The organism is Bordetella ansorpii (assembly GCF_900078705.1).
Classification (GTDB): domain Bacteria; phylum Pseudomonadota; class Gammaproteobacteria; order Burkholderiales; family Burkholderiaceae_B; genus Bordetella; species Bordetella ansorpii_A.
The window spans coordinates 332493-346679 of sequence record NZ_FKIF01000009.1 but is presented as its reverse complement, the minus strand read 5'-3'; the positions used below and the strand labels follow the sequence as shown (position 1 = coordinate 346679).

The 14187-nt window shown below is 62.1% G+C and carries 14 protein-coding genes, 1 tRNA gene and 3 pseudogenes; 9 read left to right on the top strand and 9 right to left on the bottom strand.

What is annotated here, in order from left to right; translation table 11 throughout:
• Positions 1-104 precede the first annotated feature (104 nt).
• The 9 genes from A6745_RS24320 (at position 105) to A6745_RS24280 (ending at position 9919) form a co-directional block, all read left to right on the top strand.
• On the top strand, positions 105-860 hold the full coding sequence (locus tag A6745_RS24320) for an SDR family oxidoreductase (RefSeq protein ID WP_066133058.1): 756 nt from the start codon (positions 105-107) through the stop codon (positions 858-860).
• Positions 861-896: 36 nt separating this feature from the next.
• Complete coding sequence (locus A6745_RS24315; protein WP_066133054.1) at positions 897-1376, top strand: carboxymuconolactone decarboxylase family protein; 480 nt, start codon at positions 897-899, stop codon at positions 1374-1376.
• 134 nt (positions 1377-1510) lie between these two features.
• Positions 1511-1897 carry a hypothetical protein gene (locus A6745_RS24310; protein ID WP_066133051.1) on the top strand — a complete coding sequence of 129 codons (387 nt, stop codon included), beginning with the start codon at positions 1511-1513 and terminating at the stop codon, positions 1895-1897.
• 246 nt (positions 1898-2143) lie between these two features.
• Entirely contained in the window at positions 2144-4510 is a 2367-nt protein-coding gene (locus tag A6745_RS24305; RefSeq protein WP_066133049.1) for a type VI secretion system Vgr family protein, read from the top strand.
• A 21-nt stretch (positions 4511-4531) separates the two neighbouring features.
• Positions 4532-7147, top strand: a complete 2616-nt coding sequence (locus tag A6745_RS24300; RefSeq protein ID WP_066133047.1) for a DUF2169 family type VI secretion system accessory protein — start codon at positions 4532-4534, stop codon at positions 7145-7147.
• A 3-nt stretch (positions 7148-7150) separates the two neighbouring features.
• The gene (locus A6745_RS24295; protein WP_066133044.1) at positions 7151-8206 is read left to right on the top strand and encodes a pentapeptide repeat-containing protein; all 1056 of its coding nucleotides are present in this window, start codon (positions 7151-7153) and stop codon (positions 8204-8206) included.
• Positions 8203-8934 (top strand): DUF3540 domain-containing protein, encoded by a 732-nt coding sequence (locus tag A6745_RS24290; RefSeq protein WP_066133041.1) that lies wholly within the window; start codon positions 8203-8205, stop codon positions 8932-8934. Before A6745_RS24295 ends, A6745_RS24290 begins: the two co-directional genes overlap by 4 nt.
• Before the next feature lie 44 nt (positions 8935-8978).
• A complete protein-coding gene (locus A6745_RS24285; RefSeq protein WP_066133038.1) occupies positions 8979-9362 on the top strand; it encodes a DUF4150 domain-containing protein in 384 nt (127 codons plus the stop codon).
• A 47-nt stretch (positions 9363-9409) separates the two neighbouring features.
• Positions 9410-9919, top strand: coding sequence for a hypothetical protein (locus A6745_RS24280; protein ID WP_066133035.1), 510 nt, complete (start codon positions 9410-9412; stop codon positions 9917-9919).
• Positions 9920-10061: 142 nt separating this feature from the next.
• Here the strand turns inward: A6745_RS24280 and A6745_RS24275 are convergent, their stop codons facing one another.
• From A6745_RS24275 to A6745_RS24245, 9 genes and pseudogenes are all read right to left on the bottom strand, one after another.
• Positions 10062-10571, bottom strand: coding sequence for a DUF1993 domain-containing protein (locus A6745_RS24275; RefSeq protein WP_066133032.1), 510 nt, complete (start codon positions 10569-10571; stop codon positions 10062-10064).
• Between the two features lie 168 nt (positions 10572-10739).
• Complete coding sequence (locus tag A6745_RS24270) at positions 10740-11948, bottom strand: MFS transporter (protein ID WP_066133029.1); 1209 nt, start codon at positions 11946-11948, stop codon at positions 10740-10742.
• Between the two features lie 3 nt (positions 11949-11951).
• Positions 11952-12296, bottom strand: a pseudogene (locus A6745_RS24265) (arsenical resistance protein ArsH); the annotation flags it as partial.
• A pseudogene (locus tag A6745_RS29470) lies at positions 12292-12483 on the bottom strand (arsenic resistance protein); the annotation flags it as partial. The pseudogenes A6745_RS29470 and A6745_RS24265, both read right to left, overlap by 5 nt.
• A gap of 9 nt (positions 12484-12492) precedes the next feature.
• Complete coding sequence (locus A6745_RS24260; RefSeq protein WP_066133028.1) at positions 12493-12987, bottom strand: arsenate reductase ArsC; 495 nt, start codon at positions 12985-12987, stop codon at positions 12493-12495.
• A gap of 7 nt (positions 12988-12994) precedes the next feature.
• Positions 12995-13434, bottom strand: a pseudogene (locus A6745_RS24255) (ArsI/CadI family heavy metal resistance metalloenzyme).
• Positions 13435-13447: 13 nt separating this feature from the next.
• On the bottom strand, positions 13448-13777 hold the full coding sequence (locus A6745_RS24250; protein ID WP_066133025.1) for an ArsR/SmtB family transcription factor: 330 nt from the start codon (positions 13775-13777) through the stop codon (positions 13448-13450).
• Positions 13778-13785: 8 nt separating this feature from the next.
• Positions 13786-13989 (bottom strand): hypothetical protein, encoded by a 204-nt coding sequence (locus tag A6745_RS28845; protein WP_156513524.1) that lies wholly within the window; start codon positions 13987-13989, stop codon positions 13786-13788.
• A gap of 97 nt (positions 13990-14086) precedes the next feature.
• Positions 14087-14177: transfer RNA gene (locus tag A6745_RS24245), tRNA-Ser, on the bottom strand.
• Positions 14178-14187 lie beyond the last annotated feature (10 nt).

Here is a 14187-nt window from a genome sequence, read left to right as displayed (position 1 = left end):
AGGAAAACCCAAGACGGCCGCAAAGCCCGCCGCCCGGCGGCCTCCCATACTGCCTCCATCGATCGACGCCAACCGGCGCTCGGCACACCACCCAGGAGAGCATCATGAAAATCGTCGTCATCGGCGGCACCGGCCTGATCGGTGCGAATGTCGTGGGCAGACTGCGCCAGGAGGGCCACGAGGTGGTCGCGGCCTCGCCTCGCACGGGCGTCGACACCCTGAGCGGCCAGGGGCTGGACCGGGCGCTCGCGGGCGCCCAGGCCGTGGTCGATGTGTCCAACTCGCCCTCTTTCGAGGCGGGCGCCGTCATGGACTTCTTCACCACGTCCACCCGCAACCTGCTGGCCGCCGAGGCCCGCGCCGGCATCGAGCATCACCTGATCCTGTCCATCGTCGGCGCGGACCGCCTTCCCGACAACGCCTACCTGAGCGCCAAGGCCGCCCAGGAGACCCTGGTCGAAGCGTCGGGCCGGCCCTACACCATCCTGCGCGCCACGCAGTTCTTCGAATTCATCGGCGGCATCGTCGATGCCGGCACGCAGGACGGCGTGGCCCGCCTGTCCCCCGCGCTGTTCCAGCCCATCGCCGCGGACGACGTCGCGGCGGTGCTGGCCGACCTGGCCGCGGGGGCACCCCTGAACGGCATCCTCGAAACGGGCGGTCCCGACCGCTTTCCGCTGGACGAGCTGGCCCGCAAGTACCTGGCCGCCCAGGGCGATGGCCGCAGCGTCGTGGCCGACGTGCACGCCCGTTACTTCGGCAGCGAACTGGACGACCGGTCGCTGGTAACTGGCGCCGGCGCCCGCATCGCGCCCACCCGCTTTCACAACTGGCTGAGCCGCGGCGCGGCGCAGGCCTGATACCCATCCTCTTCCTCATCGAACCAAGGAGCGACCATGACCTCGCGTATCGACTACCAGAAGCAATCCCCCGACCTGTTCAAGAAGTTCGTCGCCTTCAGCCTGGCGTTGAAGCAATCGCCCGTCGAAGAGACGATCCGCCATCTGGTGGACATCCGCGCCTCGCAGATGAACGGCTGCGCGTTCTGCCTGGACATGCACGTCAAGGAAGCCACCAAGCACGGCGAACGCCAGTTGCGCATGCACCACGTGGCGGCCTGGCGCGAGTCGAACCTGTTCAACGACCGCGAACGCGCCGCGCTGGAGTGGACCGAGATTCTCACGCACCTCCCCGCCCACGGCGTGCCGGACGAGGTCTATGCGCGGGTGCGCGAAGCGTTCTCGGAGAAAGAGCTGTCGGACCTGACATTTCAAGTGATGTCGATCAATGCCTGGAACCGCGTCAACGTCGGTTTCCAGACCGAGCCGGGCATCCACGACAAGGCGTTCGGGATCGAGGGTTCCGGCCTGGTCTGATGCCGAAAGACGGATGTCCCGCGTGGCTGCGGCAACGGGGGCCGCCATGGAGGGCGGAACGCTGGACCTGTCCTGGCGTTCCGCCCTCCGCCTTTATCATGGGCCGCATCGAACTACAGCAAGAGGCACGGACGATGTTCAGAACCTTCCTGGCCGCGGCAGGCCTGGCCCTGTTGGCGGGCTGCGCGGCCAATGGCGGCCCGAAGACGGCCGGCGATCTGCAATCGACCAAACCGGTCCTGTACCTGTCGATCCGCTCCGCCGAACAGGTGTATGCCTGCGTCGAACCCACCGTGGACGACTGGGGCAGTGTGGCGGACGTTGTCCGCTTCCCGGCCGAGCAGCGGGCCGACATCACGGTTTACGAAGACCGTTTTCCCCAGCCGCGCCAGGATTATTACCTGGTGCGTATCGAGCCTACTCCGGGCGGCTCGGCCACCCGCTTCTTCAATAACGGGATGAACCATCCGCGCGTGCCGGCGGAGAAAGTCGAGGACGTGCTGCGAGGCTGCACCACCTGACTGGCCATGGCCGTCCCCGCCCCGCGCGGCATATCTGGTTGCGCTCCGTTTCATTGCGTTTGATTTTGTCGGTGCTTGTTGCAAGCCCCGGGTGAAACGCCTGCGCATATTAAACAGATTCTCTTCAGATGTAATTCTTGCTGACTGTCACATCACTGGCACGTAGAAAACCTAGCATTGTCGCGAAAGTGTCATAGTCTGACCCAATTAATCTGAATTCAATTAAAACTTGAATAGAGTGGGGCCATGAATAGAGTCGTCGTCGCGGAAACCGCCCTGGGCGCGGTGCTGGAGTTCAAGAGCATGCACGGGCGCGAGGCCCTGTCGGAGGTGTACGAGTTCGAGGTGGAACTCGTGGCCGAGACGGCCTCCATCACCGCCGATTCGGTGCTCGGCAAGCCATTGACGCTGGAAATCGAAACCCAGAACGGCGGCAAGCGTTACCTGAGCGGCGACGTCGTCCGTTTTGCCTATGTGGGCCAGGACGCCGGCGGATTCCGCCTGGCGCGTTATCGTGCGACCGTCTGCCCGTGGCTATGGTATTTGAAGCGCAATCGCGACTGCAAGATTTACCAGAACAAGAGTGTCGTGGAAATCCTGGACGAAGTGCTGGGATCGTATCCCGGCTATAACTTCGAGAAGAAGCTGCAAGGCAGTTATCGCACCCGGGATTATTGCGTCCAATATGAGGAAAGCGATTTCGACTTCATCAGCCGCCTGATGGAGCACGAAGGAATTTATTATTACTTCGAGCACGGCAAGAACCAGCACACCCTGGTGCTGGCCGATGACATCGGCGAGCACAAGCCGTTGCCCGATTATCCTTCGCTCGACTATTACCCCCAGGCCGGCAACATCGAAGGGCAGGCGATCCATACCTGGACCAGCGAGGAAGAGCTGCGTGGCATCGAGTACGTCGTCAACGACTACGACTTCAAGAAGTCCAGCCTGAATCTGCAAAGCCGCCTGAAGGAAAACTATTCCGTCCAGCAGGCCAATCACGAAATCTATGAATGGCAGGGCGGCTACGTCGACATCCAGGACGGCGAACACTACGTCAAGGTCCGGCTGGAAGAAACCCGCTCGGCCAGCGAGCGCAGCAGCGGCACGTCCAACGTGCGGGGCATGGCGCCGGGCTACACCTTCAAGCTGCGCCAGAGCCCGCGCAAGGCGGACCTGCGCGAGTATCTGGTCATCTCGACCGAATATTTCCTGACCGAAGCCGGCTATCAGTCGGGCGAGGGCGACGGCGAGTACCGCACCGACTTCGTGGTGCAGCCCACCAGCCTGCCGTTCCGCGCGCCCGTGAAGACGCATATTCCCAAGACCACCGGGCCGCAGACGGCCGTGGTGACCGGGCCTGCCGGCGCCGAGGTCTACACCGACGCCTTCCAGCGGGTGAAGCTGCACTTCCGCTGGGACCGCTATGGCCCGATGGACGAAAGCAGTTCTTGCTGGGTGCGCGTGTCCAACGATTCGGCGGGCAGCGGCTACGGCGCCATCAGCACGCCGCGCATCGGCCAGGAAGTGGTCGTGGACTTCATCGGCGGCAACCCCGACCGTCCGCTGGTCACGGGCCGGGTCTACAACGACCGCCAGATGCCGGCGGGCGGCTTCGTGCCGTCGCCCACCATGGTGGGCTTCAGCAGCCGCTCCCATTTCGGCAGCCCGGCCAATGAAAGCCACATGTACATCGAGAACAAGCTCGGCAGCGAGTACGTGAAGCTGCACTCCGAGAAAGACCTGCATGTCGTGGTCGAGGGCCTGGAGACGCGGGACGTCGGCCAGTCGCGCGTGACCCACATCGGCACCTTCGAAGAGAACACCATCGGCGACTACCAGAAGAACATCGTCGAGTCGTACCGCGACACCACCATCAATGGCTACGACACGCTGAAGGTCACGGGCGGCGACCGCACCGAGACGTTCGACCACCGCTACATCAACACCACCAAGTCGGATATCGAGGTCACGTCCAACGACGGCCACATCCACATCAAGGCCGACACCGGCTTCGGCAAGTTCGAAGCCAACGACATCATCCTGGTCAAGTCCACCGGCGACAACAACGTCAACGTGCAGAAGGGCGGCGACGACCATCAGTTGGGCCTGGAAGGCGAAAACGCCATCCTGAAGGCGCCCACGGACGTCACCATCACGGCCACCGGCGGCAACAGCGAATTCTGGGCGTCCGGCACCAAGAAGCTCTTCGCGGACGCGGGCCCGCTGGACATCCAGCGCGGCGGCGCGGATCACTCGATCAACATGACGGGCACGGTCATGACGATGAAGGCGCCGGACAAGATCGCGCTGGAGTCGACCGAGCTGGTCTGGAACGGCTCCGCGCTGAAGGACACCCACAAGACGCATTTCACCAATGGCATCTGGAAGGGCGAGGCGTTCGTCGAGGTGTTCCAGGCCCGCGCCTTTCACCAGTCCGCGTCGGCATTCCGGCACCAGCTCAACGTGTCCCAGGACACCTACTACGTCAAGAAGGCGGATTTTGGCGTGCTCAAGCTGGACGTGTCGGCATACAAGGGAACCAACTCTCCCACCGACATCGATTTCGGCGGGTTCCGGACCTGGTTCCAGGCATTCATGCTGATCGTCTGATCGAGACCCCGCCGCCGCTCGATGAAAGTCATCAAACCCAACCGGTTGTCCGCCCTGACGCGTCCGTACCGATTCCTGAAGCAGGATCATCTGGCCATCACCGCGTATGCGATGGTGGACTTCTCGGCCGGGTTCAGCCTGGTCGACGAGCAGCAGCTATGGGCGCTGTTCGGCGAGGAATCCGCGCAGGTGTTCGGGGCCGAGGCGCTGGATTTCGGCATCCCGAAGCCCAGGCCGGAAATCATTCTGAATGCCTATGGCTTCGGCAAATACGCCGTCCGCGGCAGGACCGCCGTCTCCGTCAGCGTCAACAACGTCAGGAAAGACCTGTGGGTAACGGGCGAGCGCTATTGGTCGGACGGCAAGCCCAGCGAGGCGTTGCCGTTCGACCGTATTCCCATCTGCTGGCGCAACGCATTCGGTGGCGAAGGCTATCAGGAGAACCCGCACGGCAAGGGTTTCCGGAAGACAGGCGTCGACGGCATGCAGGTCCGGTTCCTGCCCAACGTCGAGGATCCGGCCAACCCGGTCGTGCTGGAGGGGCAGCGTTACGCGCCGGCCGGCTACGCGGCCATTCCAATCGAATATCCCGGCAGAAACCGGATGATGGGCACCTACGACGAGCAATGGCGCGTCAATGAATTCCCGGGTTTCGCGCGCGACATCGACTGGGAATACTTCAACCAGAGTCCGCCCCGGCAGCGTCTGAATTACCTGGACGCGGGCGACGAGATCACCTTCACGCATCTGCATCCCGAGAAGCCGCGGCTGACCACGTCCATTCCCGCCCTGGCGGCCAAGGCGTTCATCCGGCGCGCCAGGACGGCCGGGCAGGCAAGCGGGTTTCTCGAAGAAGTCCCCCTGCGCCTGACGACGTACTGGGCATTTCCCCATCTGGAGAAGGCCATCCTGATCTACCAGGGCGCCGTACCCATCGATGAGGACGACGCCAGCGACGTCAGCCACATTCTGTATGCCGCCGAGCATGCCGATGCACCGCGCGAATCGGCCTATTACGAGGATATTTTCCACAAACGCATCGATCCGCAGACCAGCGGCATGCATGCGGTGCTCGACGCGCAACTGGTCGATGCCCGGTTCCTGCGCGCGCTGGCCGGTGACGAGATCGAGCTGTCGCCGCTGTTGCGCAACAAGCTCGTCAAGCTCGAGAAAGAGCTGGGTCCGGGTGTCGCGCGCGCCCAGTCCGGGGAGGCGTCCGCCGCCAGCGCCGCCGGCATTCGGACCGAGCTGGATTGGCTGGAGCGGACCCGCAGCGGCAAGGTTTCCCGCGAGGCGCTCATCGAGGACATGCTGAAAAAACAGCAGTCGCAGCGGCAGACCCTGGCCGATGCCAGGCGCAAGCTGCGGGAAAGCCGCGAAGCCCTGGCCGGCAAGTCCGACGACGTGCCGCAATCGATGAAGGACGAGCGCGCCGAATTCCTGAAGGAAAGCCGGCAGTCGCTGCTGGATTCGGTGCGTGAGGCGGCCGAACGCCGCGCCGTGCCCGTGGCGCCGGGCCTGGGCGACAGCAGCGCCGCGCAGGAGGCGCTGCGGCAACTGCGCCTGAAGCAGGCCGGGCAGTTTCAGGAGTTGCTGGCGCGGGCGCCTGGCGCGCAGGCCGCGCGACGCGACTACTCCGGCCGGCCGAGAGCGCTGCACCGTATCTTCGGTCTGCAGCAACGCGTGGCGGAACCGCTGCCCGAAGGATGCGAGGGCTATGACCTGCGCGATTTCGCCGCCGCCGGCGCGTCCTACGCCGGCTGGGACGTCAGCGGCCTGACCCTGCGCGACAGCCGCATCACGGGATGCGACTTCGGCCGTGCCCGCATGGCATGCGGCGATTTCGAAAGGGTGGTGTTCACGGGCTGCGATTTCTCGTCGGCGGACTGGAGCCAGGCGCATTTCACGCAGTGCCAGTTCATCGATTGCCGACTGCCCAACGTGGGCTCCGACAAGGCCCGCTTCGAGGACTGCCGGTTCGTGCGCTGCGATCTGGCGCAGTGGATGCATTTCCGCATCACGATGCAGGGCTGCGCGTTCGAGCAATGCCAGTTCGTGAATTTCGCCTACATGCGCGCCCGGCTGGGGCAACTCGCGTTCAAGGACTGCCGTTTCCTGCGGCACTCGTTCATCAAGGCCCGCCTCACGGGCATCAGCATGGAGTCCTGCCACATCGACTCGATGGCGTTCGTCGAGATGAAGCCGATGTCGGATTTCAGGTTGCTGCAATGCCAGGCGTCCAAGGTCAACATCGCTCCGGGAAGCACCATCGAGGATTTCGAGATCTCGCACTGCGCATTCTCGGCGTCCAGCTTCCGCAGGGTCGGCCTGGCCGCCGGCCGCATCGTGGCCAGCGATCTCAGCCATTGCGATTTTTCCGAAAGCCGCCTGCGCGAGGTCAGTCTCGAAGACAGTTTCTTCAAGCGTTCGCTCTTCATCCGGGCCGACCTGTCGCGGGTCCGAATCGCCAATTCGGATTTCAGCGAGGCCCAGATGAAATCGGCCGACCTGTCCGGCACGCAGATGCGGCACGTATCTTTCTTCAGCGCCGACCTGGCCATGGTCAAGGTCGACGAGAACACCGTCCAGCAGGACATGTTGATGACCCGTTCCAACATCTATCCGTTGCGTCACTGATCCATGGCTCCCGACGAGATAAAACAGAAGTTCCTGGCCCAGGTAGCCGATGGCGATTCGATTGCCGGCCTGTTGTACAAGGGCTTGCATTGGCGGGATGCCTGGCGGGGCGGCGAGATCCGCCAATGCATCTTCGAAGAGAACACGTTCGCCGACACCGAATGGCAGGCGTGCCATGCCGACATGGTCATATTCGTGCGCGGAGCATGGTCGCGCGTGGTGTTCAAGGACTGCGCTTTCTCGAACAGCCGGTTCGTCGACTGCGTGTTCGATGCCTGCACTTTCCATGCGCAGCAGTTCATCGGCTGCGTGTTCGAGCGGTGCGTGCTGCGTGGCTGCGACGCCTCGGAAGGCGCGGTCGCCAATACCCAGATGCTCGACCTGCGGGTCGAGGATTGCCGCATCGACAAATGGGTGCTGACGGGCAACCAGGACGTGACGTTGCGCTTCAAGGATTCGGCGTTCCAGCATCTGGCGCTGGCGGATTTCGATTTCGCCAATCTGGCCATCGAGAACACGCGCTTCACCAACCTGATCGCGCTGGAGTGCACCGCCAAGGCTTATGACTTCTCCGGCTTGCATCTGGTGCAGAGCCAGTTCACGGACAGCAGGATGGCGGGCGCAGACTTTTCGCAGGCGGAACTGTCCCAGTCGTGCTTCAAGGGATGCGACCTGCAGGCATGCCGGTTCGACCACGCGACGCTGCGGCAGGCCCTGTTGCTGGAGGCGAATGCGGCGCACGCGGTGTTCGCCGGGGCGCAGATGGAATGCGCCAATCTGTCGGGCGCCAATTGCGAGCGTGCCGTGTTCCGGGGCGCCGACATGAACATGGCGATCCTGAATCAGTGCGACCTGCAACATGCCGATTTCGGCGAAGGCAGCATGCCGTTCACGGATTTCTCCTACTCCAATCTCAGCCAGGCCGATTTTCGAGGCGGGCATTTCATGCGTAGCAAGCTTCACGCGGTGATCGACAACGATACCCGCTATGGCAGCCGTGACGGCGTCCTGCCGCCGGACCGCGATCTGCTGCACGCCGAGCAATGGGTGAAACTATGATCCAACGCAGACAGCATGACGGCGAGCGCGCGAATGCCGATCCCCGGCCGGCGCAACCGGACACGCTGCAACCCCTGCTGCAACGCAACGCCAACGCCTACAACGGCGACACACCCATTCACAGCGCCTTCCTGGTCGATGCGTCGGGGGAAGAGGGCTGGTTCACCGTCAGCGACGAGGCGCGAGGGCGCCGGTATCAGGTCAAGCGGGCCGCCAGTTGCCTGCTGATGCCGAACGCCGGGGACAAGGTGCTGGTGTCGGGTGACGCGGCCGGTGGCCTGTACATCATTGCCGTGCTGGAGCAGCGCGCTCAAGGCCGTTCGACCTTGCATGTCGATGGCGAACTGGCCCTGTCCGCCGACGTGCTGTCCCTGACGGGCGCCAGCCGCGTGTCGGTGGCCGCGGAAACCTTCGCGCTGCAGGCCCGGTCGGGCGCGGTGAGCACGGCGGACTGGACGCTGAAGACCCATTCCTGCACGTTGGTCAGCGCGGATCTGAGCGTGTCGGCCATCACCGCCAAGTACACGGGCGACCATCGCGAATCCTATTACCAGTCGGTACGTGAAACCACGGGCCAGTCCACGCGCTACGTCACCGGCACCGACACCGTCAAGGCCGTCAACCTGGACTACGCCGCTGATTTCATTGCCCGCCTGAGCGGCAATACGACCTTCATCAACGGCGAGACGCTGGTCAAGGCCGACGGCAAACAGATTCTCGTGGGATAGCGGGACGCTCGGCCGCCTGCATTCCCTTATCGGAGGAAAGACATATGTTCGCAAACGCGCAATTCGGTGGCATGGATCTGGGATTCCCGGATATCTGCAAGACGCCGTTGCCTCCCATCCCCTATCCGAACATGGCCTTCGGACCCATGACGATTCCGGTGGCCTTCAACATCCTGTTGTGCGGCGGGCCGTGGCACAACATCATGAGCGTGCGTCCGATATCCTTGGGCGACACGCCGGGTATCGGCGGCGGGTTGATCTCGCAGACCGTGATGTCGCGGCAGCAGCACCTGACGGGCGCGTTCACGGTCATCGTGCGGGGAACGCCCAGCACCCGGGTAACCAGCCTGGGGCCGACGAATCTGATCAATTGCCCGTCGGTGCGCGTGGTGCCCAGCCAGATCAAGGCGCTGGTGCTGGCGCCTTGATGGCGAACCGGAACGTGTTATCAACCTAGCGGACGCAAAGAATCTCCATGGAAACTCTGGTGGCGTTGCTGGCCTGGACCATCGACAAGGTATGGCCGTTTCCCGTGTTCATCATCTGCCTGGTGCTGATCGTGCTGGGCATTGCGCGTTTGATGGGTGTGCAGCAGGGCAGCGTGCCGCTGATGGTGCTGTTGGTGTTGCTGATGATCTGCATCCCCTTCGGCACGCCGGCCCTGTTCATGTTCGGGCCGCGCTGGGTGGCGCCGCTGGTGTACGAGTACGGCACGCCGGGCCAGGCGGTGATTGCCTCCAGCAAGGACACCGGCAACGTCTACAACAATCGCCCGGTGCTGCGTTATGACGTCACGTTGCAGAAGGCGGATGGCCAGAAGATCCAGACCTACTTCGACAGTTCGGATTTCAACGTCTATCCCCAGCGGGATGCCGTCACCTATCCCGCCCCGGGACAGCCGTTTCCGGTGCGGTATCTCAGCAGCCGGCCGCGGCATTTCGTCATCGTGATGGGGGACGATGCCTCGGCTTCGGCCAAGCCATGAGCCTTCCCGCGGGTGAACAAGAGCGGTTCGATGAGCACGCGGGCCATCCTGGCGCGGACGTTGATGCCGGGGGAACCGGGGAGAGCCCGGGCCCCGGCATCGCTGGTCTTGAGGAACCTGCCGCGCAGCCGCACAGGTATCGTCAATACTGGCCCATGTAATCCCGCTTGCCGATCTCCACGCCGTTGTGGCGCAGGATCGCGTAGGCCGTCGTGACGTGGAAGAAGAACTGCGGCAAGCCGTAATGCAGCAGATAGGTGCTGCCCGACAGCTTCTTTTCCTTTGGCGTGCCGGGCCGCAGCACGATTTCGCGCGTTTCGCTTTGTGCGAACTGCTCAGGCGAAAAGGCGTCGACATGCGCCAGGGTCTTGGCGATGAGCGCTTGCAGATCGGCAAAGCTTGTTTCGGTGTTCTCCCACTTGGGCACGTCCGCGCCGGCCAGGCGCGAAGTGATGCCTTTGGCGAAATCGGCAGCGATCTGGACCTGCCGGATCAGGGGAAACATGTCGGGATAAAGACGCGCTTCCAGATAGGCGGCGGGTTCGATATTTTTGGCCGAGGCCTGGTCCTCTGCTTTTTTCAGCACATCGGACAGGGCCGACAGCATTTGCTTGAGGACGGGAACGGAACTGCTGAACAGGGCTGGGGTCATGGGAATCCTGGCGGTAGGCGGCGGGCGCGGGGTGCGCCCGAGGGTGAAAGCCTACCAGCAATGTGGCGTTGCCCGTTGCGCCGGGTTCGGCACGCCGCCCTCTCGGAGACGCGGCGGACCTTCTCCGGGGAGTCCCTCCAAAGAGGTACCTGAGTGAGGTACCGTACCCTACCGGCCATGGGTAGGGGCGTCAATCGATGGGGATGCTTGTTTGTCCTTCGAACCCGCATGGAGAGAGATCAGCGCCAGAAAGCCGATTGCGCTTAGTCCGATGGAAACCCACAAGGCTCCCGCTCCCCAGCGATCCAGGCACAAGCCGAACAGCCAGGGGGCCAATGCTTGGGCGACACGGGCGGGAACCATGAGCATGCCTTGGCGTGCTCCGTAACCCTGAGGACCAAAAATCACGAGAGGTAGCGTGCCCTTGGCGATGGTCAGGATGCCGTTTCCTGCGCCGTGGAGGATGACGAAGGCGGAGGCAAGGGGAGCCCCGAAGCACAGGAGCAATATCGCCCCGATGGGATGCGTCAAAGTTGCCAATCGTGCTGAGAGCAAGGGATGCACCCTGCGCAATAGTCCAAATTCCAGGATTCGGGCACCCACCTGCGCCGGTCCCATCAAGGCACCAGCCGCCACTGCAGCCGCAAAGGTCGCTCCTGCCGCCACCAGCAGGCGGGGTAGATGCGCGGCCAGGGCTGTGCTGATGAACCATGTAATTGCAAAGACCACGGCCAACGCGATAGATGACCAGGTGGATCTGCCTTTTGGGACTTCACCCCTAGGCTTTTGTTGCCGTGCATGGTGGGCAGTGGCGGCTGGCGATGGCAGGATGTAATTCAGCGGCAAGGCCAAAGTCAGGTGTAGGCCCGCCCAGACGAAACACGCTTCCCGCCAGCCGAATTCGACCTGCAGGAAGCTGGTCAGGGGCCAGCCAACTGTGCTGGCAAAGCCCGCGATAAGTGTTATGCCCGAAATGGCGCTACGCGAATCTTGGCCGTATAGGCGTACCAGTGAAGCAAAGGCTGCCTCGTAGAGGCCACTGCCCATGCCGATACCTAGTACTGCCCAAGCAGCGAAAAGTCCCACGGTGGATTGGATGGCACCAAGCCAACCCAAGCCCAACGCAAAGATGAGATTTGTGGCCATCAGGACTGGCCTGCCGCCCCATCGGTCAATGGCCTTGCCAGCATAGGGGCCGAGGAAAGCGGAAATTAGAAGCGCAAAGGAGAATGCCGCAAAAACCGTTGGTACCGCGATGCCTAAGTCCCGGCCCATGGGCGCGCTTAGCATGGCTGGCAGGTAGTAGGAGGAGGCCCAGGCAAGTGTCTGAGTCGTCCCAAGTGCAGCAACAACGCTCGTACGGCTTGATAAGCGCATGGGTCAGATAGAACGTTGGTTCACGCGCTTGGAAAGCTGCTCGGCACTTTCCTTTCGTTCACTGTAGCGATCTACCAGATAGCCGCTGATGTCGCGGGTGAGTAGGGTGAACTTCATCAGATCCTCCATCACATCGACCACGCGGTCATAGTAGCTAGACGGTTTCATGCGCCCAGTCTCATCGAATTCCAGGAATGCCTTAGGCACTGACGATTGGTTGGGGATGGTCAGCATGCGCATCCATCGTCCCAGCACTCGCATTTGATTCACGTCGTTGAAAGACTGCGAGCCGCCTGATACCTCCATGACTGCCAAGGTCTTTCCCTGGGTGGGTCGGACCGCACCAGCCTCGTGTGCGGTTGACGATCCGTACCACAGGCAGCATCACGGGTACTTCAATCAAGATGCCCGCCACGGTAGCCAGCGCTGCTCCGGACTGGAAGCCGAATAGGCTGATCGCTGCCGCCACGGACAACTCGAAGAAATTCGAAGCGCCAATCAATGCTGACGGACATGCCACGTTGTGTTTTTCCCCTGCCTCTTGTCACGCCTTGCCGATGCCGCGCAATTCGTGCTGCAGGGACATGGCATCCAGGCGGGCTAGCGGCAAGGAAAGGAAAAGCTCGATGCGGCGTTTGAGCGTTACCGCAGTGTCGTGAAAGGCCTTGCGTTGGATTTCATCGCTACCTTGGACCGCAGCAGGATCAGGAACTCCCCAGTGCGCCGACATAGGCTTGCCAGGCCAAACGGGGCAGACCTCACCCGCGGCGTTGTCGCATACGGTGAAGATGAAATCGAACTGGGGGGCATCGGGTTGCACGAATTCATCCCAGCTCTTGCTGCGGTAGCCATCAGCGGGAAGGCGCAAGCGTTCCAGGGTTGCCAGTGCTAATGGATGCACCTCCCCTTTTGGCATGCTACCCGCCGAATAGGCGCGGAACTTTCCTGTTCCTAGTCCATTAAGGAGGCCCTCGGCCAGGATGGAACGGGCAGAGTTGCCGGTGCAAATGAAGAGAACGTTGTAGATTTGTTGGGACATCGCGGCCTCAGCAGCAAGTTTTTTTGGGTTGGCTCTGTGGTGCGCAGCAAGAGGGGCTGGCTATGTTTGGAGCCTCGTTGAAGACTGGGATATTGCCTAGCGTATGGAAGTACTCCCACGCAATACTTGTGGGTCGGTGACCCAATGCTTATTGCTGCGGACGTAGCAACAGGTGGTTTGCCCCTTATCAAGGATGTCAGCATGAGCGGCCCGAGCCTGGGCCTTGAGAACCGCTAGCTCCGCATCGTCGTCTGCCGGGATGCCGAAGTGATCGACGCCTAACTGGCTATCACGGGTTGAAATGGCGACGTTCACTTGAGGGCCTTCCAGCATCCACTTTGCGTAGTCCGCTTCGATGCGGGTGGGCTGTGTGGCGAAAAGGCGCGAGTAAAAAGCGATGCTGCGGTCAAGGTCAGCTACGTGAAGGTGGATATGGAAGCGCTGCATCGCGAGCTCCGAATTAGCAGGTTCGGCAAACGACCGCGGGACTGCTGACTTCGCACGTCTCGCCTTGGCAGCAGTGTTCAGTTAGGTAGCCCATCAGGCCGTTCATTCGATCGAAATTCGCGCGGTAGATCAGGTTGCGGCCTTGTTGCTCGATCGTCACCAAGCCCGCGTGCGCGAGTTCTTTTAAATGGAAGGACAAGGCATTGCGTGCTACCCCCAACCGATCAGCCATGACACTGGGTGTCAAGCCTTCGTAGCCTGCAACGACGAGCGAGCGAAAGACTCGTAGGCGCTGGGGATGAGCCAGCGCGGCAAGCGCGGTGACAGCTTCGTCTTCGATCATCGAGGATGTTAATTCAATGATTCAGGAATAATTGAATTATAGTGAGGCAACTGCGCTTGCGCAACATGTTGTAAGTGACTTTTCTTTGCAGTGACAGGGTTCTTGGTGTTTAGCGAGAACCGTTTTTCGCGGCGCTTGCCAGCCTCGGTGAACTGGTGGCGATAGTAGTAAACGCCATGCCGCGACTGAGCAATGCGAGTGGAAAGCTTCATGGGACCATCTTCCAGAGGAAGAGGTACCCCACTGAGTGACCCAAAGGAGAGGGCGCTAATGAAAAAGCCCCCGAAGAATCAGGGGCTTAGGAATGCTTGGCGGAGAGGGTGGGATTCGAACCCACGGTACGGGGTTACCGTACGCCTGATTTCGAGTCAGGTACATTCGACCACTCTGCCACCTCTCCGGGTATCCGT

Coding starts and splice junctions, on each gene's coding strand:
- A6745_RS24250 (WP_066133025.1), bottom strand. CDS start 13,777: ATGATCGAAGACGAAGCTGTCACCGCGCTTGCCGCGCTGGCTCATCCC.
- A6745_RS24280 (WP_066133035.1), top strand. CDS start 9,410: ATGGAAACTCTGGTGGCGTTGCTGGCCTGGACCATCGACAAGGTATGG.
- A6745_RS24285 (WP_066133038.1), top strand. CDS start 8,979: ATGTTCGCAAACGCGCAATTCGGTGGCATGGATCTGGGATTCCCGGAT.
- A6745_RS24260 (WP_066133028.1), bottom strand. CDS start 12,987: ATGTCCCAACAAATCTACAACGTTCTCTTCATTTGCACCGGCAACTCT.
- A6745_RS24270 (WP_066133029.1), bottom strand. CDS start 11,948: ATGCGCTTATCAAGCCGTACGAGCGTTGTTGCTGCACTTGGGACGACT.
- A6745_RS24315 (WP_066133054.1), top strand. CDS start 897: ATGACCTCGCGTATCGACTACCAGAAGCAATCCCCCGACCTGTTCAAG.
- A6745_RS24275 (WP_066133032.1), bottom strand. CDS start 10,571: ATGACCCCAGCCCTGTTCAGCAGTTCCGTTCCCGTCCTCAAGCAAATG.
- A6745_RS24305 (WP_066133049.1), top strand. CDS start 2,144: ATGAATAGAGTCGTCGTCGCGGAAACCGCCCTGGGCGCGGTGCTGGAG.
- A6745_RS24300 (WP_066133047.1), top strand. CDS start 4,532: ATGAAAGTCATCAAACCCAACCGGTTGTCCGCCCTGACGCGTCCGTAC.
- A6745_RS28845 (WP_156513524.1), bottom strand. CDS start 13,989: ATGAAGCTTTCCACTCGCATTGCTCAGTCGCGGCATGGCGTTTACTAC.
- A6745_RS24295 (WP_066133044.1), top strand. CDS start 7,151: ATGGCTCCCGACGAGATAAAACAGAAGTTCCTGGCCCAGGTAGCCGAT.
- A6745_RS24290 (WP_066133041.1), top strand. CDS start 8,203: ATGATCCAACGCAGACAGCATGACGGCGAGCGCGCGAATGCCGATCCC.
- A6745_RS24320 (WP_066133058.1), top strand. CDS start 105: ATGAAAATCGTCGTCATCGGCGGCACCGGCCTGATCGGTGCGAATGTC.
- A6745_RS24310 (WP_066133051.1), top strand. CDS start 1,511: ATGTTCAGAACCTTCCTGGCCGCGGCAGGCCTGGCCCTGTTGGCGGGC.